The sequence below is a fragment of the Noviherbaspirillum sp. genome (assembly GCF_035944575.1).
Taxonomy (GTDB): domain Bacteria; phylum Pseudomonadota; class Gammaproteobacteria; order Burkholderiales; family Burkholderiaceae_D; genus Noviherbaspirillum.
The window spans coordinates 26,169-49,321 of record NZ_DASZBA010000109.1; the positions used below are offsets into that span (position 1 = coordinate 26,169).

General features: G+C 59.4%; 22 protein-coding genes. 8 read left to right on the plus strand and 14 right to left on the minus strand.

What is annotated here, in order from left to right; all coding sequences use genetic code 11:
* Positions 1-7 precede the first annotated feature (7 nt).
* From VGU61_RS06925 to VGU61_RS06935, 3 genes are all read right to left on the minus strand, one after another.
* Positions 8-226 (minus strand): hypothetical protein, encoded by a 219-nt coding sequence (locus VGU61_RS06925; RefSeq protein ID WP_326858375.1) that lies wholly within the window; start codon positions 224-226, stop codon positions 8-10.
* Between the two features lie 254 nt (positions 227-480).
* Positions 481-2,193 carry a TRAP transporter large permease gene (locus tag VGU61_RS06930; RefSeq protein ID WP_326858376.1) on the minus strand — a complete coding sequence of 571 codons (1,713 nt, stop codon included), beginning with the start codon at positions 2,191-2,193 and terminating at the stop codon, positions 481-483.
* A complete protein-coding gene (locus tag VGU61_RS06935) occupies positions 2,190-2,732 on the minus strand; it encodes a TRAP transporter small permease subunit (RefSeq protein ID WP_326858377.1) in 543 nt (180 codons plus the stop codon). The genes VGU61_RS06930 and VGU61_RS06935 overlap by 4 nt, the downstream gene beginning before the upstream one ends.
* Before the next feature lie 325 nt (positions 2,733-3,057).
* Here VGU61_RS06935 and VGU61_RS06940 point away from each other — a divergent pair, with 325 nt between their 5' ends.
* From VGU61_RS06940 to VGU61_RS06950, 3 genes are all read left to right on the plus strand, one after another.
* Positions 3,058-4,530, plus strand: a complete 1,473-nt coding sequence (locus VGU61_RS06940; protein ID WP_326858378.1) for an ATP-binding protein — start codon at positions 3,058-3,060, stop codon at positions 4,528-4,530.
* Complete coding sequence (locus tag VGU61_RS06945) at positions 4,517-5,131, plus strand: response regulator transcription factor (protein ID WP_326858379.1); 615 nt, start codon at positions 4,517-4,519, stop codon at positions 5,129-5,131. The genes VGU61_RS06940 and VGU61_RS06945 overlap by 14 nt, the downstream gene beginning before the upstream one ends.
* Before the next feature lie 152 nt (positions 5,132-5,283).
* Positions 5,284-5,685, plus strand: a complete 402-nt coding sequence (locus VGU61_RS06950; RefSeq protein WP_326858380.1) for a VOC family protein — start codon at positions 5,284-5,286, stop codon at positions 5,683-5,685.
* Between the two features lie 71 nt (positions 5,686-5,756).
* Here VGU61_RS06950 and VGU61_RS06955 read toward each other — a convergent pair whose 3' ends face one another.
* The gene (locus tag VGU61_RS06955) at positions 5,757-7,439 is read right to left on the minus strand and encodes a methyl-accepting chemotaxis protein (RefSeq protein WP_326858381.1); all 1,683 of its coding nucleotides are present in this window, start codon (positions 7,437-7,439) and stop codon (positions 5,757-5,759) included.
* Positions 7,440-7,701: 262 nt separating this feature from the next.
* Between VGU61_RS06955 and VGU61_RS06960 the strand changes: the two genes are divergently transcribed.
* Together VGU61_RS06960 and VGU61_RS06965 are read left to right on the plus strand one after the other, a co-directional pair.
* Complete coding sequence (locus VGU61_RS06960) at positions 7,702-8,538, plus strand: AraC family transcriptional regulator (protein ID WP_326858382.1); 837 nt, start codon at positions 7,702-7,704, stop codon at positions 8,536-8,538.
* Positions 8,539-8,673: 135 nt separating this feature from the next.
* A complete protein-coding gene (locus VGU61_RS06965) occupies positions 8,674-8,886 on the plus strand; it encodes a DUF3820 family protein (RefSeq protein ID WP_326858396.1) in 213 nt (70 codons plus the stop codon).
* 105 nt (positions 8,887-8,991) lie between these two features.
* On the opposite strand, the gene VGU61_RS06970 is transcribed toward VGU61_RS06965, so the two are convergent.
* The 3 genes from VGU61_RS06970 to VGU61_RS06980 all read right to left on the minus strand — a co-directional run bounded on the left by VGU61_RS06970 (position 8,992) and on the right by VGU61_RS06980 (position 10,717).
* The gene (locus VGU61_RS06970) at positions 8,992-9,189 is read right to left on the minus strand and encodes a hypothetical protein (protein WP_326858383.1); all 198 of its coding nucleotides are present in this window, start codon (positions 9,187-9,189) and stop codon (positions 8,992-8,994) included.
* Between the two features lie 407 nt (positions 9,190-9,596).
* A complete protein-coding gene (locus VGU61_RS06975) occupies positions 9,597-10,268 on the minus strand; it encodes an acyl-homoserine-lactone synthase (RefSeq protein ID WP_326858384.1) in 672 nt (223 codons plus the stop codon).
* A gap of 77 nt (positions 10,269-10,345) precedes the next feature.
* Positions 10,346-10,717, minus strand: a complete 372-nt coding sequence (locus VGU61_RS06980; protein ID WP_326858385.1) for a DUF4902 domain-containing protein — start codon at positions 10,715-10,717, stop codon at positions 10,346-10,348.
* 421 nt (positions 10,718-11,138) lie between these two features.
* Between VGU61_RS06980 and VGU61_RS06985 the strand changes: the two genes are divergently transcribed.
* Positions 11,139-11,867 (plus strand): autoinducer binding domain-containing protein, encoded by a 729-nt coding sequence (locus VGU61_RS06985; RefSeq protein ID WP_326858386.1) that lies wholly within the window; start codon positions 11,139-11,141, stop codon positions 11,865-11,867.
* 95 nt (positions 11,868-11,962) lie between these two features.
* On the opposite strand, the gene VGU61_RS06990 is transcribed toward VGU61_RS06985, so the two are convergent.
* The 7 genes from VGU61_RS06990 to VGU61_RS07020 form a co-directional block, all read right to left on the minus strand.
* Positions 11,963-13,060, minus strand: a complete 1,098-nt coding sequence (locus VGU61_RS06990) for a sulfotransferase (protein ID WP_326858387.1) — start codon at positions 13,058-13,060, stop codon at positions 11,963-11,965.
* Between the two features lie 105 nt (positions 13,061-13,165).
* Positions 13,166-14,419: a chromate efflux transporter gene (gene chrA / locus VGU61_RS06995; RefSeq protein ID WP_326858388.1), complete on the minus strand. Its 1,254-nt coding sequence runs from the start codon at positions 14,417-14,419 to the stop codon at positions 13,166-13,168.
* Positions 14,409-15,452: a hypothetical protein gene (locus VGU61_RS07000; protein ID WP_326858389.1), complete on the minus strand. Its 1,044-nt coding sequence runs from the start codon at positions 15,450-15,452 to the stop codon at positions 14,409-14,411. The genes chrA and VGU61_RS07000 overlap by 11 nt, the downstream gene beginning before the upstream one ends.
* The gene (gene cysC, locus VGU61_RS07005; RefSeq protein WP_326858390.1) at positions 15,452-16,150 is read right to left on the minus strand and encodes an adenylyl-sulfate kinase; all 699 of its coding nucleotides are present in this window, start codon (positions 16,148-16,150) and stop codon (positions 15,452-15,454) included. Before cysC ends, VGU61_RS07000 begins: the two co-directional genes overlap by 1 nt.
* A gap of 334 nt (positions 16,151-16,484) precedes the next feature.
* The gene (locus VGU61_RS07010; protein WP_326858391.1) at positions 16,485-18,233 is read right to left on the minus strand and encodes a methyl-accepting chemotaxis protein; all 1,749 of its coding nucleotides are present in this window, start codon (positions 18,231-18,233) and stop codon (positions 16,485-16,487) included.
* A 53-nt stretch (positions 18,234-18,286) separates the two neighbouring features.
* Positions 18,287-18,805 carry a PDC sensor domain-containing protein gene (locus VGU61_RS07015; protein ID WP_326858392.1) on the minus strand — a complete coding sequence of 173 codons (519 nt, stop codon included), beginning with the start codon at positions 18,803-18,805 and terminating at the stop codon, positions 18,287-18,289.
* Between the two features lie 520 nt (positions 18,806-19,325).
* Positions 19,326-20,357 carry an alpha/beta hydrolase family esterase gene (locus VGU61_RS07020; RefSeq protein WP_326858393.1) on the minus strand — a complete coding sequence of 344 codons (1,032 nt, stop codon included), beginning with the start codon at positions 20,355-20,357 and terminating at the stop codon, positions 19,326-19,328.
* A gap of 88 nt (positions 20,358-20,445) precedes the next feature.
* Between VGU61_RS07020 and VGU61_RS07025 the strand changes: the two genes are divergently transcribed.
* Both VGU61_RS07025 and VGU61_RS07030 read left to right on the plus strand, forming a co-directional pair.
* Positions 20,446-20,889 carry a GNAT family N-acetyltransferase gene (locus tag VGU61_RS07025; RefSeq protein WP_326858394.1) on the plus strand — a complete coding sequence of 148 codons (444 nt, stop codon included), beginning with the start codon at positions 20,446-20,448 and terminating at the stop codon, positions 20,887-20,889.
* A 65-nt stretch (positions 20,890-20,954) separates the two neighbouring features.
* Positions 20,955-23,153 (plus strand): heavy metal translocating P-type ATPase (locus VGU61_RS07030; protein ID WP_326858395.1); only part of this gene is annotated, 2,199 nt, incomplete at its 3' end.

A 23,153-nucleotide genomic window follows, 5' to 3' on the forward strand; every position in this document is an offset into this window, starting at 1 on the left:
GGCGACATCATGCTTTCGGGGATGCTTTCGTCTTCCTGCGAAAGTGCAGCGTATGCGCCAGCAGCGCCCACTCCCATTCTTCCCGGTAGAGCGCTACGCTCAACTCCATGTATTGGTACACCGGACCGCAATCGCAGCATTCCGGGCATTCAAGATCGGTAATGCGCTGCGCCATTGCTTCCGCGAGCCGCTCCAGGTCCTGAACCGTAATCTCGTGTTTTTCCATATCTTGCCCTTGGTCTAGTCAGACGTTAGGCATTATGGAAAGACATCAGTTCGCAGTTCTGGCGTGATGCAGCGCACCAGGCAGCAACAAATTTGCGGTGCAATCCGCCCGGCAATCCATAAGGCATCCGCGGCTGCGCAATCAAACCGCCGGCGGGATGCGTTGCATCGAATACCGGCAGGATTGTGCGCTTGTGCGGCCCTGAGCCGCAGTAATCCCCCTTACGGAACTCGCCCTCTCCTTCTCCCGCCCGGTTATTTGGCCGGATCCGGGGGCGGCACGGCAAACAGGGACTCGTCGTTCTTCTCCGTCCCGTACGACGGCGCGGCCCCCTCGTTGAACAATTGCTCCATGACTTTCGGATCGGTCGGCAAGACGGCGCTTCCTTTATCAAGCAATCCGGCGACCATCATCGGGAAGGACACGACGAGCGCCACCATGAGCATTTGCAGCACCACCCAGGGCACCGCGCCCCAATAGATATCGGAGCTCTTGACTTCCTTCGGCGCCACGCCGCGCAGGTAAAACAGCGCAAATCCGAAAGGTGGATGCATGAAGGAGGTCTGCATGTTCACACAGAGGGTGACGCCGAACCAGACCAGCGCCGCGACCGATGCCGCTTCCGGGGTTCCCATATAGGGTAGCATGACCGGGGAAAGAATCTTTTCGGCAACCGGCGCGAGGATAGGCACGACGATGAACGCGATTTCAAAGAAGTCGAGGAAGAACGCAAGGAAGAAGACGAACAGATTCACGACGATCATGAAACCGATCCATCCGCCGGGCAGGCTGGTGAATAGGTGCTCGACCCAGATGCCGCCGTCCACGCCAAGGAACACCACCGTGAAGCAGGACGATCCGATGAGGATGTACACCACCATCGAGGTAAGCCGCATGGTCGACTGATAGCCTTGCACGATCAGGTTGCGCAAGTCCCTGATGTGGCTGGCGCGCGCGGCGAGCCAGATGAGCGCGATGTACACCGCAGCCAGCGACGCCTGCAGGAAAGGTTTCGCCTTGTCGTCGATGCCGACATGCGTGCTGTAAAAGAAAATCCCCAGCAGGATGGCGGCGCCAAGCCCGAGCATCCCGATGCGGAAGAACAGCCGGTCGCGCTTGGTGAATTCCTTGCTGCGGATGACGGCGAGCACCACCGCGCCGAGCGCACCCATCGCGCCGCTTTCGGTCGGCGTGGCGATACCCATCATCATCGTACCCAGCACCATGAAAATCAGCACGGCGGACGGCACGATCCCCTGCAGGCATTTGCGCACCAGTGGCCAGCCATCGAGCGTGCGCGCTTCCTTCGGGATGCCGGGCATCCAGTCCGGCTTGATGCGTGACAGGATGAAGGTATAGAGCACGAACAGGCCGATCTGCACCAGCGACGGCCCCCATGCGCCCAGGTACATGCTGCCTACATCGGCGCTGGAGGTGGAAGTCTTCAACTGGTCGGCAAGCACCACCAGCACCAGCGACGGCGGAACGAGCTGGGTAATCGTGCCCGATGCGGCGAGGACGCCGGTCGTATAACGCACGTTATACCCGTAGCGCATCATCACCGGCAGCGAAATCATCGCCATCGTGATCACCTGGGCCGCCACCGTGCCGGTGATGGCGCCGAGGATGAAGCCGACGATAATGACGGAATAGCCCAGGCCGCCGCGCACGGTGCCGAACAGCTGCCCCATCGAATCGAGCATTTCTTCCGCCAGGCCGCATTTTTCAAGAACGGTGCCCATGAAGGTGAAGAAAGGGATCGCAAGCAGCAGGTCATTCGACAGCACGCCGAAAATCCGTTGTGGCACCGCCTGCAGGAACTGCGAGCCGAAGAAGCCGAGTTCAATGGAAATCAGGCCAAAGAACAGCCCGAGCGCCATCAGCGAAAATGCAACCGGGAAGCCGATCAGCATGAACACGATCAGGCCGCCGAACATGAGCGGGGGCATATACTCCAAGGGGATCATTGAACCGGCCTTTCATACTTGGAATCGAGCTGCGCGATGCCTTTGAGTGCGGCAATGCGCTTGATGAGTTCGGAGACGCCTTGCAGGGCAAGCAGCAGGAGACCGGCGGGGACGAGGAACTTGATCGGATAACGGGCCAGCCCGCCCGCATTGCCGGACTGCTCCATCACCCGCCAGGATGGCAGGAACAGGGTGGTCCAGGAAAGCCAGGCAAACAGCAGGCAGGCAGGAAGCAGGAAAAAAACGATGCCGAAGATATCGATCCAGCGCTGTACGCGCGGCGAGACGTGCCCGTAGACCAGGTCCACCCGCACATGCTCGTTCTTCTGCAAAGTGTACGAAGCACCGAGCATGACGGCGGCGCCGAACAGATACCACTGCACTTCAAGCAGCGCATTGCTGCTGAGGTTGAAACCATACCTGGCAAGCGCGTTGGTTGCGCTGATGGCGCACGACAGGAGGATCGCCACGTTGGCGAGCCGGCCGAAGCGGTCGCCAAGCACGTCGATCCATTTCGACAATTGTAAAAGCAGGTGCATCCGCGTCTCCTGAGTTTGCGACATCGGCCGGCCCGCCCGGGTATCCGCACCGATTTCACGTCCCTTTTCATGCGCGATCGATTGATTTTGCACAGGGCCTGATTCAGCGTCGCAGTATAGGAGCCCATCACCTAATCCCTACTAGGGTTACCCCTAGTTTCGGGCTACGTAGTATTACGAATCGGTTACGGATACGGCACGAAGCGGACCCGAATTGAGTACGATTGCGCTGCGCCCGGTGAAATGCTTCTCTCCGCATCCGGGCAGGATGGCCAATGCAGATGTTGAAACGTCAACGGCCTTGCAGCATGAAACGGAAAGCGCAATGGATATTTCGCAAGCACGCAGCCGGGCGTTTATTCCGGCAAATCTGCTCTGGCATTGGGCGGTCGGCAACAAGGTGCATGGCGCGCTCGTCGCATTTGCTCTCGTCGCGCTTATTGCGGTGCTCGACTACCGGACCGGTTATGAGATACGTCTTGCCATTCTTTACATGTTGCCGATCGCGCTTGCCACATGGTCCGGCGGCATGGTTTCCGGCCTGTCGGTATCGGCGGCGGCAGTCGCATGCTGGGGAATCAGCTTCAGCCCCGATCACATGTATTCCCAAGAGATGTTTTATTACTGGGAAGGCTTTTTACTGGCGGCCACATTCGTCATCTTCGTGACCTTGCTGCATCGCCTGCGGGAAGCGCTGGCCCAGGCGGATGCGCGATTTCTTCATGTACTGAACGGGCTGTCGGCGGGGATTTATGTCGCCAATCGCGCGGATGGCGACGTGCTGTACGCCAATCAGTACTGCGCCGAAATGGTTGCGCCAGAGGTGAATGCACAAACCCTCGCGGCCTTCGAATCCCGGCTTACCTTCATTGATGCCGGTCAGCAGCGAAACGTTTCCACCGGCACTGCGGCCCAGTTCGTCTACCAGGAAGCAAGGGACGAGCAGAGCGGCCACTGGTACCTGATCCAGTCCACGCCCATCCGTTGGGTCGGCAACGAGCCTGTGACGCTGCGCATCTTCATGGATATCACCGAACAGAAACAGGCGCAGGCGCTGAAACGGCAGCACCAGGAAATGGTGCACAACACTGCACGTTCATCGGTACTGACGGAAATCGCGTCCATGCTCGGACACGAAATCAACCAGCCCCTGATGGCGATCGCCGCCTACAACAATGCGTCCATCATGCTGCTATCGAAAAGCGAACCGGAAATCGACGAGGTGATTACCGCCCTGGAAAAGTGCCGGGTCCAGGCCATCCGGGCCAGTCACATCGTCGACCGCACCCGCAGTTTCCTCAGCCGCCGCGCACCCAGTCCCGAGAGCTGCAACATCAACGACATCATCGTACAAGCGGTGCAATCGCTGGAAATCGAATTGCAGAATTCCATGATTGCCTTCGAGATGGATCTCGCGGACTACGCTCAGGAAATGATGTTCGACCGCACCCTGATCGAGCAGGTCGTCGTGAACCTTCTGCGCAATGCGATCGACGCGGTACAGCAGGCAGGCCCGACAGCGCGGAAGGTATCGGTCGGCACCACCATCGAGCCGGGCAGGTCGATCACGGTATGCGTGAAAGACAATGGGCCCGGCATTGCGGAAGAAGATGAAGCGCGCCTCTACACGCCCTTCTTCAGCACGAAGTCGCAGGGACTCGGGCTCGGCCTTTGCATCTGCCGGTCGATCATCGAAGCGCATGCCGGACAACTGTCTTATTGCAGGACATCGGCCAACGAAACCGTATTCCAGTTCACCCTTCCCCACATGGCGGTATCACGACATGCCCAAGCTTGAACAAACTGTCTTCGTCGTCGATGACGACGCCGCCGTGCGCGATGCGCTCAGCATGCTTTTCCGCGCCGCCGGGTTGAAAGTGGAAACCTTCCCGTCGGCCGGCTCTTTCCTGCAGAACTACCGGCTCGAACTCGGCGGCTGCCTCGTGCTCGATATCCGCATGCCTGGCATGAGCGGACTGGCGCTGCAAAAGGAACTGAGCAGCCGGCGCCTCGATATCCCGGTCGTCTTTCTCACCGGCCATGCCGACGTGCCGATGGCTGTGCGGGCGATGAAGGACGGCGCATTCGACTTCATCGAAAAGCCGATCGACTCGCCAAGGCTAATCCCGGTCGTGCTCGCGGCGCTCAAGCACGACATGGCGCGGCGCAGCGGCACGCCGGTTGCCGACAAATTGACCGTCACTTCCAACCCGCGCCTGGCGGACCTGACGGAACGGGAACGCGAAATCCTAGACCTGGTGCTGGAAGGCCGGCAGACGAAAGCTATCGCGGAGAGCCTGGGCGTAACCATCAAGACGGTGGAGTTCCATCGGTCGCGCATCAGGGAAAAGCTGGGAGTAAGTTCGCTTGCGGAGTTGTTCAGGTTGTTTTTGCGGTAGATACGCCGCGAGGTAGTCCGAACGGCTGAACGGCGATCTTCGGCTTATTCATCGAGACATTAAAACCATGCGCGAAACGAACCGGAATGGCCTATACATGAGATTATGGCGCCCATATCAAGGCTTGAGAAACCCCTCTTCAAGGAATACGCATGGCCAGAAAAATCTTCGTCAACCTGCCTGTCAGGGATTTGAACGCTTCCGTCGCATTCTTTACCAGCCTCGGCTTCACCTTCAATCCCCAATTCACGGACGACACTGCCACCTGCATGATCGTGAGCGACGATATCTTCGTAATGCTGCTTACCGAAGCGAAATTCAAGACCTTTACGCCGAAGGAGATCTGCGACGCCAGAAAGAGTACCGAGGTGCTGATCTGCCTGTCAGCGGAAAGCCGCCCGGCCCTCGATGACATGGTGCGCAAGGCGGTTGCCGCCGGAGGTACCACCTTCAGCGATCCGCAAGACCATGGATTCATGTACGCCCATTCCTTTCAGGATCTTGACGGACACATTTGGGAACTGGTGTACATGGAAGAAGTCACTGCGTCCTGACGTAGCGTCGGCCTGACCCATCAGGTGCAGCAGCAGAAAACTGATTCCACAGCGGATCGCGTGAAGGTTGCCTAGAATTCTTCCCAATCTCCGCCGGTGGTTTTTTCCGCCGGGGAAGGCAGCCGGCGTGCCGGTGCTGGTGCAGCAATCGGCCGTGCCGCCGGGGCAACCGTTTTTGCACTGCCAGGCAGCGTGCTGCTGCCATGGATTGCCTGATTCCGCTCCGCATCCAGCTTGAAGATGCTGACCAGCCTGGCAAGCGTGCCGGCCTGCTCGCGCAGGGATTCCGCGCTGGCTGCGGCCTGCTCCACCAATGCCGCATTCTGCTGGGTCGCCTGATCCATGTGCCCGATAGCCTGGTTGACCTGTTCGATGCCGGCGGTCTGCTCCTCCGACGCCGCCGCGATATCGGCCATGATGTCGGTTACCCGTCTGACGCTCTCGACAATCTCGTCCATCGTGCTGCCGGCCTCGGCAACCAGCCTGCCGCCGGTTTCCACCTTATCCACCGAGTCGCTGATTAAAGTTTTGATTTCCTTCGCGGCGGCAGCGGATCGCTGCGCAAGATTGCGCACTTCGGTTGCGACAACCGCGAAGCCGCGCCCCTGCTCGCCGGCACGTGCCGCTTCGACTGCGGCATTGAGTGCGAGGATGTTCGTCTGGAAGGCGATGCCGTCGATGACACCGATGATGTCGGCGATCTTCTTCGCCGACTCGTTGATCGAGCACATGGTGTCGACGACTTGCGACACCACCTGGCCGCCCTTGAGCGCCACATTCGATGCGGAGCGGGCAAGCTCGTTGGCCTGCCGGGCATTGTCGGCATTCTGCTTGACGGTGGATGTCAGTTCTTCCATGGACGACGCCGTTTCTTCCAGCGATGCTGCCTGCTGTTCGGTGCGGGCGGACAAATCCTGGTTGCCGGAGGCAATCTCCCGAGATGAAGTGCCGATGGAATCGGTTCCCGAGCGAACCTCCGCCACGATGTTCAACAGGCTTTCGCGCATTTCCTTCATCGCGTGCATCATGCTTGTACGGTCCCCCGGCTTCGTAACCACGGCGGCAGCCAGATCGCCCTGGGCAATGCGGCTTGCAATCGCACCGACATCCGCCGGCTCGCCGCCGAGCTGCTTCAGCAGCCCCCGGGTGAGGAAGACGCCGATGGCGATGCTCGCCAGCAGAGCGGCGACCGAGAACAGGAAGACTATTTTCTCGGCCTGCAGCAACGACTCTTCCGCATCGCGACTTCCGGTTTCGACGACCTGCTGCAACGATGTGAGAAGTATATCCATGTCGGTGACGATCTGCCTGCGCAAGGGGCTGCATTCCCTGACCAGAAATTCACCGAATTCCTGCATCTTGTCCGCCTCACGGAACTGTCGCGGCCGCTTCAGCTCTTCCGCCATGGCCAACAGCCCCTTGCGCACTTTTTCAAAGTCAGGATCGTCCTTGAACAGCGGCGTCATTGCACTCACTGCATCAAGATAGATGGCTTTCTGCTGATCGAGGATGTCGAGTTCACGCGCGGCCTGTGCCTTGTCGGTGAAGATGAACGCGTTTCTTGCCGCCAGGCCGGTTTGTCCCAGCGCCTCACGGGCAACGTAAAGCCGTTCCAGCTTTTCCGTGCGCAGTTTGTTCTGGGCCTCGATGACTTCCACGATCCCATGCATGCGAATGAGCGAGAACGCTGCGAGCGATATGATGATGAACGCTATCAGGCCGAAGCCCAAGCCGAGCTTTGTGCCGATTTTCATGCTTGAAGAGGAGTTCATAATTGGCAGGGATAGGGGAATCAGCCGCGTCTGCTTCCGGCGCCACGCAGGCCGGCGAACAAGAAGGTGTCCCCCTGCCGTACCAGCAAAGCGCATTGAATTATTGACAATTACCCATGAGAGAGGATTGAAATGCAGGCCGTTGTTCGGTCTTCTCTTAGTCCGAGCAATGTACGCTACTTTACAGACAGAAATTTTGCAGTTCGTCCAGAATTCTTAGCTTTACGTATCGGCACCCTCCTTAATGGATAAGCTCTCCGTATTGATTGGACGAAATGCGGTTGGCGCGCGGGTTTTCCACAATGGCGAATTCTGCGGCGCGACGGAGTTTTCCGACGATGCGCACACCGGGCAGTTACATCTGGTGCGGCGTGGCCCGGTCATCTTCAATCACCCTGACAGCCCGTCGATTCATGCACTTGCCCCCGCGCTGGTCTTTTATCCCCGCGGTATGCGGCACACTCTCGTCGTCCCATCGGGCGGTCCGGCGAGTCTGCTTTGCGCCTCGATTGCTTTTCATGGCGGCATCGACAATCTGCTGGCCAAGGCATTGCCCGACTACCTGCATGTGGCGCTCGCCGATATGGATGCATCCTCGGAAACCCTCGAGATATTGTTCCGCGAAGCCGGCAATGCCGAGTACGGGCAGGACCTGATCCTGGATCGCCTGTGCGATGTGCTCCTGATCCAGATGATTCGACGGGAAGTGCAAGCCGGACGGATTTCGCTCGGGCTTCTATCCGGGCTTGCGGATCAAAAACTGTCGCGCGTGCTGGCAGCCATCAACGACAATCCGCAAAAGGAATGGCGACTGGAGTCGCTTGCCGATATGTGCGGCATGTCACGCAGCACCTTTGCACGACAATTCCAGTCCGTGGTTGGCACTACTCCGGGCCAATACATTACCGAACGTCGCATCAGGCTGGCACAGGAGCTGTTGAGAAAAGGACAACCGATAAAACGGATCAGCCTCGATGTCGGCTATGGCAGCCAGCCGGCGTTCGCCAGGGCATTCAAGGAAAAGACCGGCACATCGCCGAAATCCTGGCTATCAGCCGTTGCCCGCAAGCGCGGGACATGAGTCCGTGACCATGCTCCTTGGCGAGGATATACATGCAGCCGTGCGGGAATGACAGGCGATGAATGGGTTTCAGGCATGTTGGATTACGATAAGACCGATGACAATCACCGGAAACTCCCCAGCCGCCTTGCGATCATGAAGCCCGAACAACTGCAACTTTTGCTGGTCCGTGAAATGCCTTATGGAAAATACAAGGGCAGACTTCTGGCGGATCTTCCCGGGCACTATCTTGGCTGGTTTGCGCGGGAGGGTTTTCCGCGCGGTGAACTGGGAGAGTTGCTGGCGCTGATGTACGAGCTGGACCATAACGCGTTGCGTCACCTGCTCGATCCGCTGCGCAGCACTTAGGGCGTGTCATCAATTGGGGGCGAAGGAGCACCACCCCAATTGATGACACGCCCTGCTCAGCCCGACGCCCCACCGGTTAGTGTCCTGCCAACACTGCGAGAACACTCAGTTCAGCGCCGCCTTCGCCGCTGCCTCAGGCGTCATGCCTTCATAAAACATATCGGTGAACCACTCCACCTGTTCCTCGATGTGTTCCTGCGCCTGCGCCAGGGTCGCGCCGCCGGCGACCAGGAAACCTTCGACTTCCGTACACCACTGGATCAACGCGGCAGTTTCCGGATCCAGTTTTTCTTTCTTTCCCATTGTTCCCACCTTTGATCGGTTCGCAGGACCGACATTTCAACATAGGTATCCATCTGATTCCCGCATTGGGCATACCGGTACATTGCACGATGATTGCTGCATCGGGCTGAAAGCCGGTTGCATCGCGGAATCGACGAATCGACTTCCTCAGAACAGCAGCTTAGCCGAAAAGACCAGGGAAGATAGCGGAAATCAGCAGGGCGAGATCAACATTCGGTGCGTGTCGCCGGAGCGGATAAACGGGCGTGCAGAACAAAAACGTGCTGCGTCCGGACCGGATGCGCCAGAGTGGATGCAAGATGGTGCGCAGTGGCAGGCCTGCAAAACATCACAATCAATTGTGCCTATCCGCTCCATATGCAGTCTGGCATGAAGTAATGAGCGCCAGGGGCAATCGCATGGAAAGATCAGGCATGTCGCGGACTCATCGCGAGGCCTGATTCGACCACGGCGGAAAGGATGCGGTCTACTGCCTGGAGCATGTTGGTGCCTCGCGTGCTTTCACTCGGCAAGATATTCAGTGCGTTCAAGGTCTGCTCATCGATCTCGATCCAGCACGCGAAAACAGGTTTGCCTTCCGCAAACATCGGAGGACCGGCACGATGCGCATGCACGCCCATGCGTTGCAGCAGCCGCTCGATACCAAGGGGGGATACAGTGATGAGGCGCTTCGCCCCATGTGCCGCGGCGGTGCGGACTGCCTCCGCCAGGAGCGCGCGTGTATTCAATGCCGCGTCGATGGGGGAATCCGATTTGACACTGGCGGCGGCAAACCGCGACAGTTCCCATACGTCGCGCGACTTCGGCACCGGCTGACCGTGCATCAGATGGCGGAACACCTCACTCAATAGATACGGTTCGGTAGTCGGCAGCAGGCGAGCGCATCCGCAGATCGCACCGTCCGGCTCGCGCGTGACGACATAGATGGTTTCCGGATGATCGAACTGGTCGCGCTCCAAGCCGTCATCAACAGGAAGTGACCAACCCAACCGCTCGATGAATATCTTGTGCCGGTACTGTGCAAGGGCAGTCTCGAATTCTGGCGTAAGGTCTTTGGATCTTCCGGTCATCGTTTGCATGGCAGCTAAACAGGTTGTTGGCTTGCAACCATTACAACGCCGGGCTACGAGTTTGGTAACTGACAGAATTAACAGGACTAGCAAGACTGCTTGAGAAATCCGCCGACAGTGTTGCGCCACTCGAATTCACCAAGCCACGCGTAAAACAGGTTTGCTGTCTGCGCTTGCCCGAGGTCGTACCCCTGCGCATCGATCAGCATGACATTGCTCCGGACGGGATCCGGGGCGAGCATCATGCGATCCGACTGACTGTGAATGAACCAGCTCCAGCCGAGCGAAACCGTGGGATCGATTTCGCTACGCCATTCGCAAAATCCCGCGATACGTGCCGATACGGTTTGCGCCTTCAACTCCTGCAAATATTCGGGGTCACTGTCCGAGTACAGATGCACGAGAGGCAGTTTGGCAAGGCAAGCGAACTGCATGCGGATATAGCCGTCCGGCGACATGGTCGGTGCGCGCCTTTCATACGGAACTGGTGGCGGATATGAGATCACGTAAGTTGGTGACGAGGTCTTGAAAGCCCATCTATCTGGATTGGATTAAACAAACAAGTAGCTGCCAATAAAGTCTATGCGAGGCGCTTGAATCTTAGGACTGTTAGATTTGACAATGGCACTCCCACTGTCGCGGCCTACACGCCCTGCTCCATCCATGTCCTGCGCACTCATGCTGTTCACTACAGAGTCATCGTGTCCGTTGCGTGGAATTAATAAGTCTTTGATTGCAACGCTGTTTTGTGCGCTATCGTGTCGCATACCGCACGCACGACTATTAGTACATCGCTTGACTTAACCAAATCTACGGCGGATGCTACAGAAAAATGGATGAGAGAAATCAGGGATTGGGGACACGAAAGGAGAGCAGGTGATGGAGATGCGAGCAATGGAGAACTGGATGAATGACCCCTTCGATGCGCTACTAAAGGTTCAATCGGAACAGGACCTGTTCACGCGCGTCGTCGATATGGCCAAGTTGCTGGGTTTCGAATACTGCGCCTACGGCATCAAGATGCCGGTGCCGATATCCCGCCCAAGCGCCGCGATGTTCAGTAACTACTCGGAGCGGTGGAAACGCTGTTATCAAGAGAGAGGCTATCTGCAGGTCGATCCGACAGTGCAGCATGCATTCAGGTCGACGCTGCCGATCGTCTGGTCGAACAAATTGTTTTCATCGGCGCTGGATATGTGGGAAGAGGCGCGCAGCCAGGGACTACAGGTTGGATGGGCCCAGGCATCACGCGGGCCGAACGGCGCCGTTGGCCTGCTGACACTGGCCCGCAGCGCCGAACCGCTGACGGCATCGGAGTTGGGTGAAAATCAGACGAAAATGTCATGGCTTGGCCAATACACGCATGCGGCGATGGCCAATCTGCTCACGCCCAGACTTGCACCGGAAACGCAGATCACGCTTACCGGGCGGGAAAAGGAAGTGCTGCGCTGGACCGCAGAAGGAAAAACCGCTTACGAGATAGCGCAGATCCTGTCGATTTCCGAACGCACGGTCAACTTCCATGTCAACAACGTGGTTACCAAACTTGGCACCTGCAACAAGACCCAGGCCGCGGTGAAAGCTGCGGCCCTTGGGCTGCTGGTGTAGCGCGGCGCCGCTTTCCGTCGCAGCGTCCCTTTCACCGCCGGAACGGCGGTACGATACCGCCGCTTGCTTCATGCCATGCCTGCGCGCGGCAACAATCAGGCAACCGCGCTGCGCGTGGCATGGCCTGCCATGCCACGCGCAGCTTCCAGTCCTGCCCGCACCCGGGCGAGATAGTCCGCTCTGTACCGGCGCAGCGTGTAGTCACGAAAGTTTTTCTCCCTGAGATCACGCCATGCGATTTCCCTGCCTGCGTCGGAACGTGCACGCGCGATTCCAAGCACCTTATCGTCCACCGTCGCGCGTGCATTCGTCATCATTTCATATCCGTAAAGCCGCATATACTGCTGCGCCAACGTTTCGACCATTTCGATTTCGTCCATCGAAAGCTGTTTCTTGAACTTGTCCGCATTCGCCACGATGGGTGAATAACAGTTGGACATCCACAGCGCGGACAACTTCGCTATCTGATTAGCTTCAGCGGACCGGGTCACATCCAGCATCTGCGGCAGGAAATCGATTTCGAAAAACGTGCAGACTTTCATCAACGTCTTCTCCTGGTTGGAAAGAAAGTCCTCGTAGCGGATCGTCAGGACACGATCCGGATAACGAGCCAGCAGCTCGCAGGCGCTGCGATGGGCATCGACCCAGATCCGGGCATTGAGCAGCGTATCAAATTCATGAATGATGGCTTTGTTCATGGACGCGACCTGCGCGCGCGGATCGCGCACGACATTCAGAAACAGCATGTCCGGAAAAAGCCGCATCAGCTCGTCGGCGTACTGCACACTGTCAAGCGACTTGTCCATCACCACCTTGGCTTTGTGGCGCTCGCCCGCACGCAGCAGCATTTCCCACACAATCCGATGGACGCTACGCGGTTCGTCGCAGATCGATTCAAAGATATCGATCGGATCGAACGCAGTGTCCGGCCATTTGACCATGCTTGCGGCCTGCAGGCCGACGACGTCGACCACCATGCGGAAGTAGGCATCGTCATCAGCCAGATTGCCATACAGCGGCACCAACGGCATGAAATCGACGATATGGAGCGGATACGGCGAAAAGAACCGTGGATTGAAATTGAGCCGAAGCCGCAACGCATGGCTGCCGCACCGCCTTACGGGAATCATCAGTACGGGGCGCGGACGAGATGACGCCGACTTGACACCAGGGATGTGCATGCTTGTGTTCATAGCTTATTCTTCTCCAGATGATGAATGAATGCGGCGTTGCTGAAGTCGATACGCCGGTGATGCCGAAACATTGGTTTGACCTGAGTCCATGGCTGTTCCGCCCGATCAGTACGACAGGTATCCGATCAGTCCCGCCGCCGGTACAACCCAGACAGCTTCGATCCGGCAGCGCGTCAGGACCACCAGCGCCAGCAGAAAAAGGACGACGGATAACCAGTGGGGTGCCGCCGATTTTCCGATCAGGACCGCCGCTGCGCAGACCATCCCGGATGTTGCCGCGCGCACACCGCGCAATGCCCCGTGCAGACGCACGGATGCACGGACCCCCGAAACCAGGCGCGCGCACAATATCGCCAGCGCCGCCGGCGGTATGAACATGCCGAGCGTGGCCGCTCCCGCGCCGGCGACGCCGGCGAGTTTGTAGCCGATGAACGCCGCACTGATCAGCACCGGCCCCGGAGTAACCTGGCCGAGCGCAATGGCATCGATGAATTCCTGTTGCGTTACCCACCCGTAGCCATCAACGACGGCTTGCTGAAACATCGGGATGAAGACATAGCCGCCACCGAACATCAGCAGGCTCAGGCCCGAAAAGACGGCAAACAGCTTCGCAAGCAGTCCGGCCTCCCGCCCCTGCAGCGCGGCGGCAGCCAGAGGAAGCGTCATCAGCGCGCATGCCGCAAGCAGGCGGACCCTCGACCGCAGTGCCGGCATTGCAGCGGACAGCACGGCGGCAAGCGTGGCGTGGTCGTGTGCTGCGGCCGATTGACTGTTTCCTTCAGGGGGGTTGGCGGGATGCAGGTATCCCGCAATGCCAGCCAGCGCTATCGGCAACAGCGTAGCGGCCAGGCCTCCAATTGAAAGCACGGCCGCGGCTGCGCCACCGGCCAGAATGGCTTCGAGCGGCCTCGTCACTGCGGTGTGGCACATGCGCGATGCAGCAACTGCAACAATCGCAGCGACCGCGGGAACGATGCCCATGAACGCCTGGCCCATTGCCGCACCGTAGCCCCAGTTGAAGTACGCAAAGCTTAGTCCGACCATCAGCATGAATGCGGGCAACACCGCAGCGCACACGCATATCGCCGCGCCGGGCACCCCGCGCAGGCGGTACCCGATGTAGGCAACGACATTGATGGCGGTCGGGCCCGGCAACACCGATGCAAGCGAAATGCCATTCAGCATTTCTTCGCTCGACAGCAACTTGCGGCGCTCGACGACCACGTTCTGCGTCACGGAAATCATGGCCATGAAGCCGCCGAAACTCGTACTCGCGATGCGCAGGATCATCCACCAAAGCGCCGCCAGGCGGATGTCCTCGCCGTGCCGGATGACGTGCTGACCGCCGTTATTCAACATGCACTCTCGCCGGAACGCCGTTTGCGTAGTTTGGTGCGAAATATTCGTGAAACGCCCTTGCAAAGTTCTCCAGGTCGTCCGCCGCGAGACAGTTGATGCCTGCTGCCGCCTTCCTCCCGCCGCCGGTGGGAAACCAGTCGCATAACCTGTTCGCGCTGCGCAGCTCCGGTTGCCCCGATCGAACGCTGACGACGTAACCGCCGTCGCTGCGTTCGGTAAGGACCGCATAGGACCGGGGCGTTCCTTCGGAAGCCAGTTTGTTTGCAAACGTCCCCGAGATCCGACGAGCCCAGGGCGCATCTGGAAGCAGGTAGATTGCGCCGCCCTCGGTTTCGCTGGCGGGCGACAAGCTGCGCATGCGAGCCGCGTCGTCGCGATATCCTTCGGACAGCAGGCGAAAATGGTCCGAGCCATGGATGAAATCAAACGGATCGGTATAGGCCCGCAGCCCAAGATAAAGAATATCCGGCGCCACATGCAGGTCCTCGACGCGTTCTCCGTAGGCGTTGTAGTTGATCAGGCGTCCAAGCTCTTCGAGTTCCTGCAAGCGCCGGCGATCAACGCCGATAGAGGCAGCCAGGGCTTGCGCCGGGCCATCAAGATTGTCCCCGAACGCTGCAACCACGGCCCATTTCCTGCACACACCGCCAAGGTGGCGGTCCACGAGAATGCTGGTGCATACATCCGGCGAGTCATCCCAGTGAAGTGTCAGGCCCGCATGCGGAAACGGGCCAACGCCGGAATGGTGATCGAAGTAGGCGACCTGCCCACCGTCGTGCAGGATGCGCAGCAACGTCGGTGCATTGACAACCAGCGAGATATCCAGGACGGTCACGTCGGCCTTCTCGCCGGGAGGAATCCTTTTCAGCAAATCGATGTCGCGTTTTACGCCGGTGACCAGCGTCGCTTCCCGTGGATGTACCAGTCGCAGTTGATGCAGGGCGCAGATGCCGTCGGCGTCACCGTTGAAAACGTCGTAGGCGCGCAACCACGATGCCGTCTCGGGAACCGGCTTTGAAATTGATGCATTCATTATGAACGTCCGAGATGATTCGCAAGGCAGTTGCGCAAGGTCCGTGCCGCTTCGTCGGGAGTCGTCCTTCCCATATCGATCTCGAGCGCAGGTGACGTTGGCGGCTCGTAAGGCGATGAGATACCGGTAAAGTCCGGGATCTGGCCTGCACGGGCTTTTGCATACAGACCTTTCGGGTCGCGCGATTCGCATACCCGCGCCGACGTACTCACATGCACTTCGATAAAGCGCTCTTCACCGATGATGGCGCGCGCCATTTCCCGGTCCTCCCTGCGGGGGGATATGAAAGATGTGATCACGACCAATCCCGCTTCATTCATCAGCCGCGCCACCTCCGCCGCGCGACGGATGTTTTCCTTGCGATCCTCGGTCGAGAATCCGAGATCACGATTCAGATGATGGCGAAGGTTGTCGCCATCCAGCACATAACAGGGATGTTTTTCTGTAAGAAGCATCAGTTCCAGTTCATAGGCGAGTGTCGACTTGCCGGCGCCGCTCAGCCCGGTGAGCCAGACCGTTGCCGGACGATGGCCCAGTTGCTGCTGCCGGTCCTGCTGTGACACGCGGCCGGCATTCCAGAAAATATTGCACGCTGCCGGAGTGGAGCCTGCCCTGTTGCAAAGAGGATCGGGGTCCGGGGAAACCGCTTGTTCACCGGTAACGGCATCTTCTTCGCAGATGAGTGTCTTGGTAGTCATTTCCAACCTTTCGATCAAAGCACGCAATGCAATGCATACACACTCTCCGGCACCCGTTTGAAAGCGGTATCGAGTTCTGCGAGCCCGGCAGGTTTTCAAATGGCCGCGTCAAAGTATGAGCGGGATGTGCTTGCTCGTACTATTGACATCGCATGGGCTTACGTCAACTTGATATCGTTGATTTTGCTTCGCCCCTGTCAAGCCTGACAGGGAAATTTCCGGCTTTGATATTGTTAGTGAAATCTCTTTGTTGCTTTTCAGATCCGCATGGTGTCATGTCCATTCTCATGCAATGCGCTTAACGAGGACGGACCGCTTGCAAGTTTCGCTCGCATCAGAATTCTTCCCACTCAGAGTTGGCAAGAGCCGGTGCATTGACGATTTTCTTCAATCGCGCAGGTTGCTTTGCAATGGGTTGCGGTGCTGCTTTCTTGGGTAGCTTCGCAGCCTTTGCCGGGGTGGCGGGTGCTATCGCAGCAACATTGTTCACAGGCTTGGAACTGGTCACCGCCATCTGCCCCATGGTTGCATCCAGCTTGAACACGCTGACCATCTGCGACAGGCTGCCCGCCTGTTCCTGCATCGATTCAGCGGCAGCGGTGGCTTGTTCCACCAGTGCCGCATTCTGCTGGGTAACGTGGTCCATCTGCGTGATCGCCTGGTTGACCTGCTCAATGCCGGCGGCCTGTTCCGCGCTCGCTGCGGCGATCTCGCTGATGATGTCGTTCACGCGCTTGACGCTGCCGACGATCTCCTCCATCGTGGCGCCGGCCTGGTCCACCAGCCTGGCGCCGGCATCGACTTTATCCACCGAGTCACCGATCAGGGTCTTGATTTCCTTGGCCGCCGCCGCCGAACGCTGCGCGAGGTTGCGCACCTCCGCAGCCACCACCGCGAAACCGCGTCCCTGCTCGCCGGCGCGCGCGGCTTCGACTGCGGCGTTGAGCGCGAGGATATTGGTCTGGAAAGCGATGCCGTCGATCACGCCGATGATGTCGACAATCTTCTTCGCCGAATCGTTGATCGCGCCCATCGTGCCCACCACTTCCGAAACCACCTCTCCGCCTTTTCGCGCGACGTCGGTAGCGGTCGTCGCCAGTCCGTTGGCCTGCCGGGCATTGTCGGCGTTCTGCTTGACGATAGAGGTCAACTCCTCCATCGATGAAGCGGTTTCCTCTAGCGAGCTTGCCTGCTGTTCGGTGCGCGACGACAGATCCAAATTGCCGGAAGCAATTTCACCGGCTGCGGTGTTGATCGTATCGGTGCTGTTGCGCACTTCGCTAACGATTCGCGCAAGGCTTTCGCGCATCTCCTTCATCGCAAACAACAGGCTGCCGCGATCGTTCTCCTTGATGTCGACGGCGACGGCCAGATCACCCGCCGCAATCTGATTCGCAATTTTTGCGGCATACGCGGGTTCGCCGCCGAGCTGCTTCAGCAAGCCGCGGGTGATCGCGTAGGCGGCAACCAGTCCGACCAGGAGCGCGACGATGCCCAGTATTGTCATGAACGTTACCGCGCCCTTGTAAATCTCTCCCGCTTCAGTCGCTGCGCTGCGCGATCCGGCCTCTACATGTTCAAGCGGGGTATCCAGTGCGGCCATTAGTTCGATCTGGCTCGGCCTTACGTGGTCGCGGATCATGTTGGCGGCTTCGGCCTGATCCCCGCTCAACGATATGTCGATCGCCTTGTCCATCGCCTCGCGCACTTTACCGTCGATGGCGGCCACTTTGGCGAGAATCGCTTTTTCCTGAGGACCGATGTCCAGCTTTTCAAGTTTCACGACCGTCGCCTGGTAGGTTTCCTTCGCCTGCCTTGCCAACGCCAGCTCCTTCTTCTTGAAGGCGAAATCGTCCTGCATCACCACGTCGCGCACGGTGACCGATTGGTAGCGGACCAGATCGCGCATTGAGTTCACCAATCTGAGCTTGGCCGCATCGCCTTGCACGATTCCGTCCAGGCTGGCGCGAATGAATGACATGCGGCTGATCGCAACGCCAGTCAGGATCAGCATCAGAACCAACACGATGCCAAAGCCGATGGCAAGCCGGGGGCCGACCCTCAGGGACTCCAAGAGTTTCATCGATATCTCCGATTAGAGGAGGCCACGCGCGGATGCGCGTGGCAGGAAGGAAATTACTCGGTCGTGATGCCGGCGTGTACCACGCCGATCACCTTGCCGCCATCCATGATAGGGGCAGATGCCTGCACGCTCTTGACCTGCGTGGTGGGATCAGGGGCGATATTGCCCGCCGCCCACGGTTCGCCTTTCATCGCGTTGATGTACACCGGCCGTATCGCGTTGTTGTATAGCAGCGGCTTGGTGCTGGCCGCCACCAGATTGCCCTTCTCATCGCGGACGACCAGCTTGTTGATCTGCTTGTCTTCTTCCCATTTCTTGATGATGAGGCCAGCCTTGCTGGTGGTGAATGCCTGGGATGTCGGGCTTTTTTCATCGACTTCCAGCCACTTGCTGTTGGACATGCCTGCAAGGCTCCCTCTTGCGTTGGCTTCCTTGACCGCCGCGACGATCGCCGGATCGGCGGCCCACTCCGCCATTTTTTTCTTGTACTGCTCGACTTTGGCCTGCAAGGCCGGGGGAAGCGAATCGGCGGCGACAGCCGGCGAGATCATCAATACCATTCCCAGCATCATGAGGCAGGATGCAATGCGCCTTTTTTGAACTGGTTTCGTTTCCATTATTTTCATGCAGGACTTCCTTTCCGTTGAATGTTGCTGTTGTCATCGTTGCTGGCACGGCTGGTGGCACTGCTTTTGTCCGGGCCGGGCAACGCACGCCGTTCGGCTTTCGTCTGCAATGCTGCAGACAGGGAGAAGAAGCCGTGCGCTTGCCTTCACTATTGCTATTGGGAAACACGACGTCAACAACGAAATCGGAAGCCGGAGCAAAAACTGTCAACCTTGACAGGCGGGGATGTAGGATCGATCCGACATGCCAAGGACTGCCTGCTGACGCTTAACAGACAGAGAAGCAAAGCAGTTGTAGTGAATTGAACACCGGTCAGTGCAATCGTTTTCCATCAATCTGCTCACGCCTGGCTGGATCGTGCAACCGGCCAGGATCGAGCAGCATGTTGTTCGCACGACGATTGACCGCAAGGAGCCGGCCCGACCGGAACACTATCGAGCCGTTTGGAGCCGTCAAGCCGGCAGCTCACTGCCGATTGAAGAAGTCCCACATCACATCGTTGGCATTGATCGCTTGTGATGGCGTATCGCCGCGGCTCCTTACCGCACCCGGCCATGAATGCCCGCCTGTTTCGGTAACGCATAGCTGCACTTCCGACGTCGACCTGCATGGCGCATGGAGATCGCAATAGGCGCCGGCTTTTTCAAGGATGCGTTTGGGTGGAGTGGCGCAGCTGTTCAGGCCGGCCCATCTGGCCGTCGTATCCGGCACCGATGTGAAATCCGTGACCGCCGCTTTTCTGGGAACGCCGGGACCGGCTCCGCCGTTGAAGAGCACATGGGAATCATCCAGCGCATGGATATGCAGGACCGCGACGGGATGCTTCGGATGGCAACCGGTGGTGTTGTCGGTGCCGCCGACTGCGGCGATGGCGCGGATCACATCGGACATCTCGCATGCCAGCCGATAGGACATCATGCCGCCGTTCGACATGCCGGTGGCATAGATGCGCCTGCGATCGATATTTATCTGGCGGGTGACGTTCGCCACGACCCTGCGCAGGAAGCCGACGTCGTCAACGTTTTCATCGCGCGCAGCGCCGCAGCAGGTACCGGCGTTCCAGGTGGCCAATCGACCGCTGTTCCGCTTGCTGTATCCATTGGGGAAAACGGCGATGAATCCTTCGCTTTCGGACTTGCTGATCAGGCCATACCGTTCATCGTCCGCCTGAAAATCCATATTTCCGCCGCCGCCGTGCAGCGCCACCAGCAACGGCGCGGGGTTCGCAGGGCGGTATGTTGCCGGCACATGGACGCGGTACTGGCGCTCGAGGCCGTCATGCCGGATGGTGAATTCATAGTCGCCGGGCCTCACAATCCTGGCCTCGGCGCCGGCGGCATTCTCGTGCTCATTCGCCTTTTCCTGCTGACGCTGCATCATGCGCTCCTTCAACCTTTGCCGGATAGGCCCGTCTTCCGCGATTGCAGACGGTGACAGAGAAGCCGCGAAGCCGATAAAGAGTGGAAGCACGATCGCGCAGACGACGGGTCGTATCATGAGAATCCTTTCGAAAGCGGAACACGGCAGCTCCGGTGTCCGGCAGTGTAGGAAAATATTTCCATTTCTACAACGACTTATCCGAAACATGATCGACATTTCCATCGCCCGTAAAGACCAGTTCGATGACGTCAGAAGCCTCTATGCGCGATCCGGTTATACCGGCGGCGTCGCCGATAACGATCTCGTCCTCATCGCGACCGATGGTGGCAAGGTAGTCGGCGCGGTGCGTCTTTGCCCCGAAGGTGAAGGAGGCCTGACGGTATTGCGGGGCATGCAGGTGCAGGACGGCTTTCAGCGGCGCGGCATCGGATCGAGGCTGTTGTCGGCGTGCATCCCCTTCCTGGACGAAGGCATTGCCTACTGCCTGCCATATACTCATCTCGTCGGTTTTTACCGGAGCGCCGGATTCACGGTGGCCGACCAGCGGGAGTTACCCGGCTTTCTTTCGGACAGACTGGCTTCATATATTGCGGAAGGCCAAAACCTGCTGGCGATGCGCCGATCGCCGGCAGGCGAATCAAATGCTTGACCTTCCCATCATGGGAAGATCCACACTGACGATTAACCAGTCATGGATCGTCAAGGAGAATCACCATGAACACTATGCTTGAATCACCTGCCATCGCAGAGCGCCGGCATACATTGTCGGTCGGCATCGAGGGCATGACCTGCGCATCCTGCGTGATGCGAGTGGAAAAAGCGCTTGCCAAGGTACCCGGCGTAACGGAGGCGAGCGTCAATCTCGGCACCGAATCCGCTACCGTGGTTGCCGACACGACGGTCGATGTTGCCGCCTTGCAGGCGGCAGTCGAGAAAGCCGGCTACAGCGTTGCACAGGAAGAATTCGATCTGGATGTCGAAGGGATGACCTGCGCTTCCTGTGTCGCCCGCGTGGAAAAGGCATTGCGGAAGGTGGATGGGGTGTCGGCCGCCAGCGTCAACCTTGCAACCGAAAGCGCCCGCGTCGCTGCAGGCAAAGGCGTATCCGTTGCCGCCCTGATCGGCGCGGTGGAAAAGGCGGGTTATCACGCGTCCGTCAAGAAAGCAGCCAGCACGGCGGCGGAGATCAACAAGCCGAAGGACAATGGCGGAAGGCATGTGATTTTGGCCGCCCTGCTGTCGCTTCCGCTCACGGTACCGATGGCGCTGGAACTGGCGGGTGTACACCTGATGCTGCCCGGATGGGTTCAGCTTTTGCTGGCGACGCCGGTGCAGTTCTGGCTCGGCGCACGCTTCTACAAGGCGGGCTGGAAGGCGGTCAAGGCTGGGACCGGGAACATGGACCTGCTGGTCGCGCTCGGCACCAGCGCCGCCTACGGCCTGAGCATCTATCAGTTGTGGGCCGGCCGCGACGGCGGCATGCCGCATCTGTACTTCGAAGCCTCATCGGTGGTAATCACGCTGGTCCTGCTCGGCAAATGGCTGGAAGCGCGCGCCAAGCGCCAGACCGCGTCGGCGATCCGCGCATTGCAGGTGCTGCGGCCGGACACGGCGCGCGTGCGGCGGGACGGCGTCGATACCGACATCCCGGTCGATGCGGTGCGGCTGGGCGACCTGGTGGTGATCCGTCCCGGCGAGCGCATCCCGGTCGACGGCATCATCGTCGAAGGCGAAAGTCAGGCCGATGAATCGCTGATTACCGGCGAAAGCCTGCCGGTTCCGAAACATCCGGGCGACAAGGTGACCGGCGGCGCGATCAATGCCGATGGCTTGCTGCTGGTGCGGACCGGCGCGATCGGTACCGAGACCACGCTGGCGCGCATCATCCGGCTGGTGGAGAGCGCGCAATCGGCCAAGGCGCCGATTCAACGGCTCGTCGACAGGGTCAGCGCGGTCTTCGTGCCGGTGGTGCTGCTGATCGCATTGGCCACGTTCGCCGGCTGGTGGATCGCCGGTGCCGGTGTCGAGACCGCCCTCATCAATGCGGTGGCGGTGCTGGTGATCGCCTGTCCCTGTGCATTGGGGCTGGCGACGCCGACGGCGATCATGGCCGGCACAGGCATCGGCGCGAAACACGGCATCCTGATCAAGGACGCGGAGGCGCTGGAAGTCGCGCATGGCGTCACTACCGTCGTGTTCGACAAGACCGGCACCCTGACCGAAGGCAAGCCGGTGGTGGCCGACATGGTGCCGTTCGAAATCATGCGCGAGGAACTGCTGCGGCTCGCCGCATCGATCCAGCAAGGCAGCGAACATCCGCTGGCGAAGGCGGTGGTGGATGCGGCACGAATCGAGGGCCTGGCGGCAGCCCCGGCAATCGGCCTGAAAGCCCTTCCGGGACGCGGGCTGGCAGCGACGGTTGACGGCATGGACCTGCGGCTCGGCAGCACCCGGCTGATGCAGGAACTGAACATTTCACTGGAAGCATTGCGGGAACGCGCGGAACGGTTGCAGGCTTCCGGACACACCGTGTCATGGCTGGCGGAAACCGGCGAACGGCCCCGCCTGCTAGGGCTCATTGCGTTCGGCGACAGCATCAAGCCCGGCGTGAAGGAGGCCATCGACCGCTTGCATCGCCTCGGCGTGAATACCGTGATGCTGACCGGCGACAACCGCGGCAGCGCCGCCGCTGTCGGCGGCGCGCTCGGCATCCGGCAGGTGATCGCTGAAGTCCTGCCTGGCGACAAGGCAGCCAAGGTGGAGGAACTCAAACGTGCCGGCCAGGTGGTTGCGATGGTCGGCGACGGCATCAACGACGCGCCAGCATTGGCGGCGGCGGATGTCGGCATCGCCATGTCGACCGGTACCGACGTCGCCATGCATGCGGCCGGCGTGACGCTGATGCGCGGGGAC

Excerpts from the sequence above, each read along its gene's own strand:
- VGU61_RS06925 (WP_326858375.1), bottom strand. The coding sequence starts at position 226 with ATGGAAAAACACGAGATTACGGTTCAGGACCTGGAGCGGCTCGCGGAA.
- VGU61_RS06930 (WP_326858376.1), bottom strand. The coding sequence starts at position 2,193 with ATGATCCCCTTGGAGTATATGCCCCCGCTCATGTTCGGCGGCCTGATC.
- VGU61_RS06935 (WP_326858377.1), bottom strand. The coding sequence starts at position 2,732 with ATGCACCTGCTTTTACAATTGTCGAAATGGATCGACGTGCTTGGCGAC.
- VGU61_RS06940 (WP_326858378.1), top strand. The coding sequence starts at position 3,058 with ATGGATATTTCGCAAGCACGCAGCCGGGCGTTTATTCCGGCAAATCTG.
- VGU61_RS06945 (WP_326858379.1), top strand. The coding sequence starts at position 4,517 with ATGCCCAAGCTTGAACAAACTGTCTTCGTCGTCGATGACGACGCCGCC.
- VGU61_RS06950 (WP_326858380.1), top strand. The coding sequence starts at position 5,284 with ATGGCCAGAAAAATCTTCGTCAACCTGCCTGTCAGGGATTTGAACGCT.
- VGU61_RS06955 (WP_326858381.1), bottom strand. The coding sequence starts at position 7,439 with ATGAAAATCGGCACAAAGCTCGGCTTGGGCTTCGGCCTGATAGCGTTC.
- VGU61_RS06960 (WP_326858382.1), top strand. The coding sequence starts at position 7,702 with ATGGATAAGCTCTCCGTATTGATTGGACGAAATGCGGTTGGCGCGCGG.
- VGU61_RS06965 (WP_326858396.1), top strand. The coding sequence starts at position 8,674 with ATGAAGCCCGAACAACTGCAACTTTTGCTGGTCCGTGAAATGCCTTAT.
- VGU61_RS06970 (WP_326858383.1), bottom strand. The coding sequence starts at position 9,189 with ATGGGAAAGAAAGAAAAACTGGATCCGGAAACTGCCGCGTTGATCCAG.
- VGU61_RS06975 (WP_326858384.1), bottom strand. The coding sequence starts at position 10,268 with ATGCAAACGATGACCGGAAGATCCAAAGACCTTACGCCAGAATTCGAG.
- VGU61_RS06980 (WP_326858385.1), bottom strand. The coding sequence starts at position 10,717 with ATGTCGCCGGACGGCTATATCCGCATGCAGTTCGCTTGCCTTGCCAAA.
- VGU61_RS06985 (WP_326858386.1), top strand. The coding sequence starts at position 11,139 with ATGGAGATGCGAGCAATGGAGAACTGGATGAATGACCCCTTCGATGCG.
- VGU61_RS06990 (WP_326858387.1), bottom strand. The coding sequence starts at position 13,060 with ATGAACACAAGCATGCACATCCCTGGTGTCAAGTCGGCGTCATCTCGT.
- chrA (WP_326858388.1), bottom strand. The coding sequence starts at position 14,419 with ATGTTGAATAACGGCGGTCAGCACGTCATCCGGCACGGCGAGGACATC.
- VGU61_RS07000 (WP_326858389.1), bottom strand. The coding sequence starts at position 15,452 with ATGAATGCATCAATTTCAAAGCCGGTTCCCGAGACGGCATCGTGGTTG.
- cysC (WP_326858390.1), bottom strand. The coding sequence starts at position 16,150 with ATGACTACCAAGACACTCATCTGCGAAGAAGATGCCGTTACCGGTGAA.
- VGU61_RS07010 (WP_326858391.1), bottom strand. The coding sequence starts at position 18,233 with ATGAAACTCTTGGAGTCCCTGAGGGTCGGCCCCCGGCTTGCCATCGGC.
- VGU61_RS07015 (WP_326858392.1), bottom strand. The coding sequence starts at position 18,805 with ATGATGCTGGGAATGGTATTGATGATCTCGCCGGCTGTCGCCGCCGAT.
- VGU61_RS07020 (WP_326858393.1), bottom strand. The coding sequence starts at position 20,357 with ATGATACGACCCGTCGTCTGCGCGATCGTGCTTCCACTCTTTATCGGC.
- VGU61_RS07025 (WP_326858394.1), top strand. The coding sequence starts at position 20,446 with ATGATCGACATTTCCATCGCCCGTAAAGACCAGTTCGATGACGTCAGA.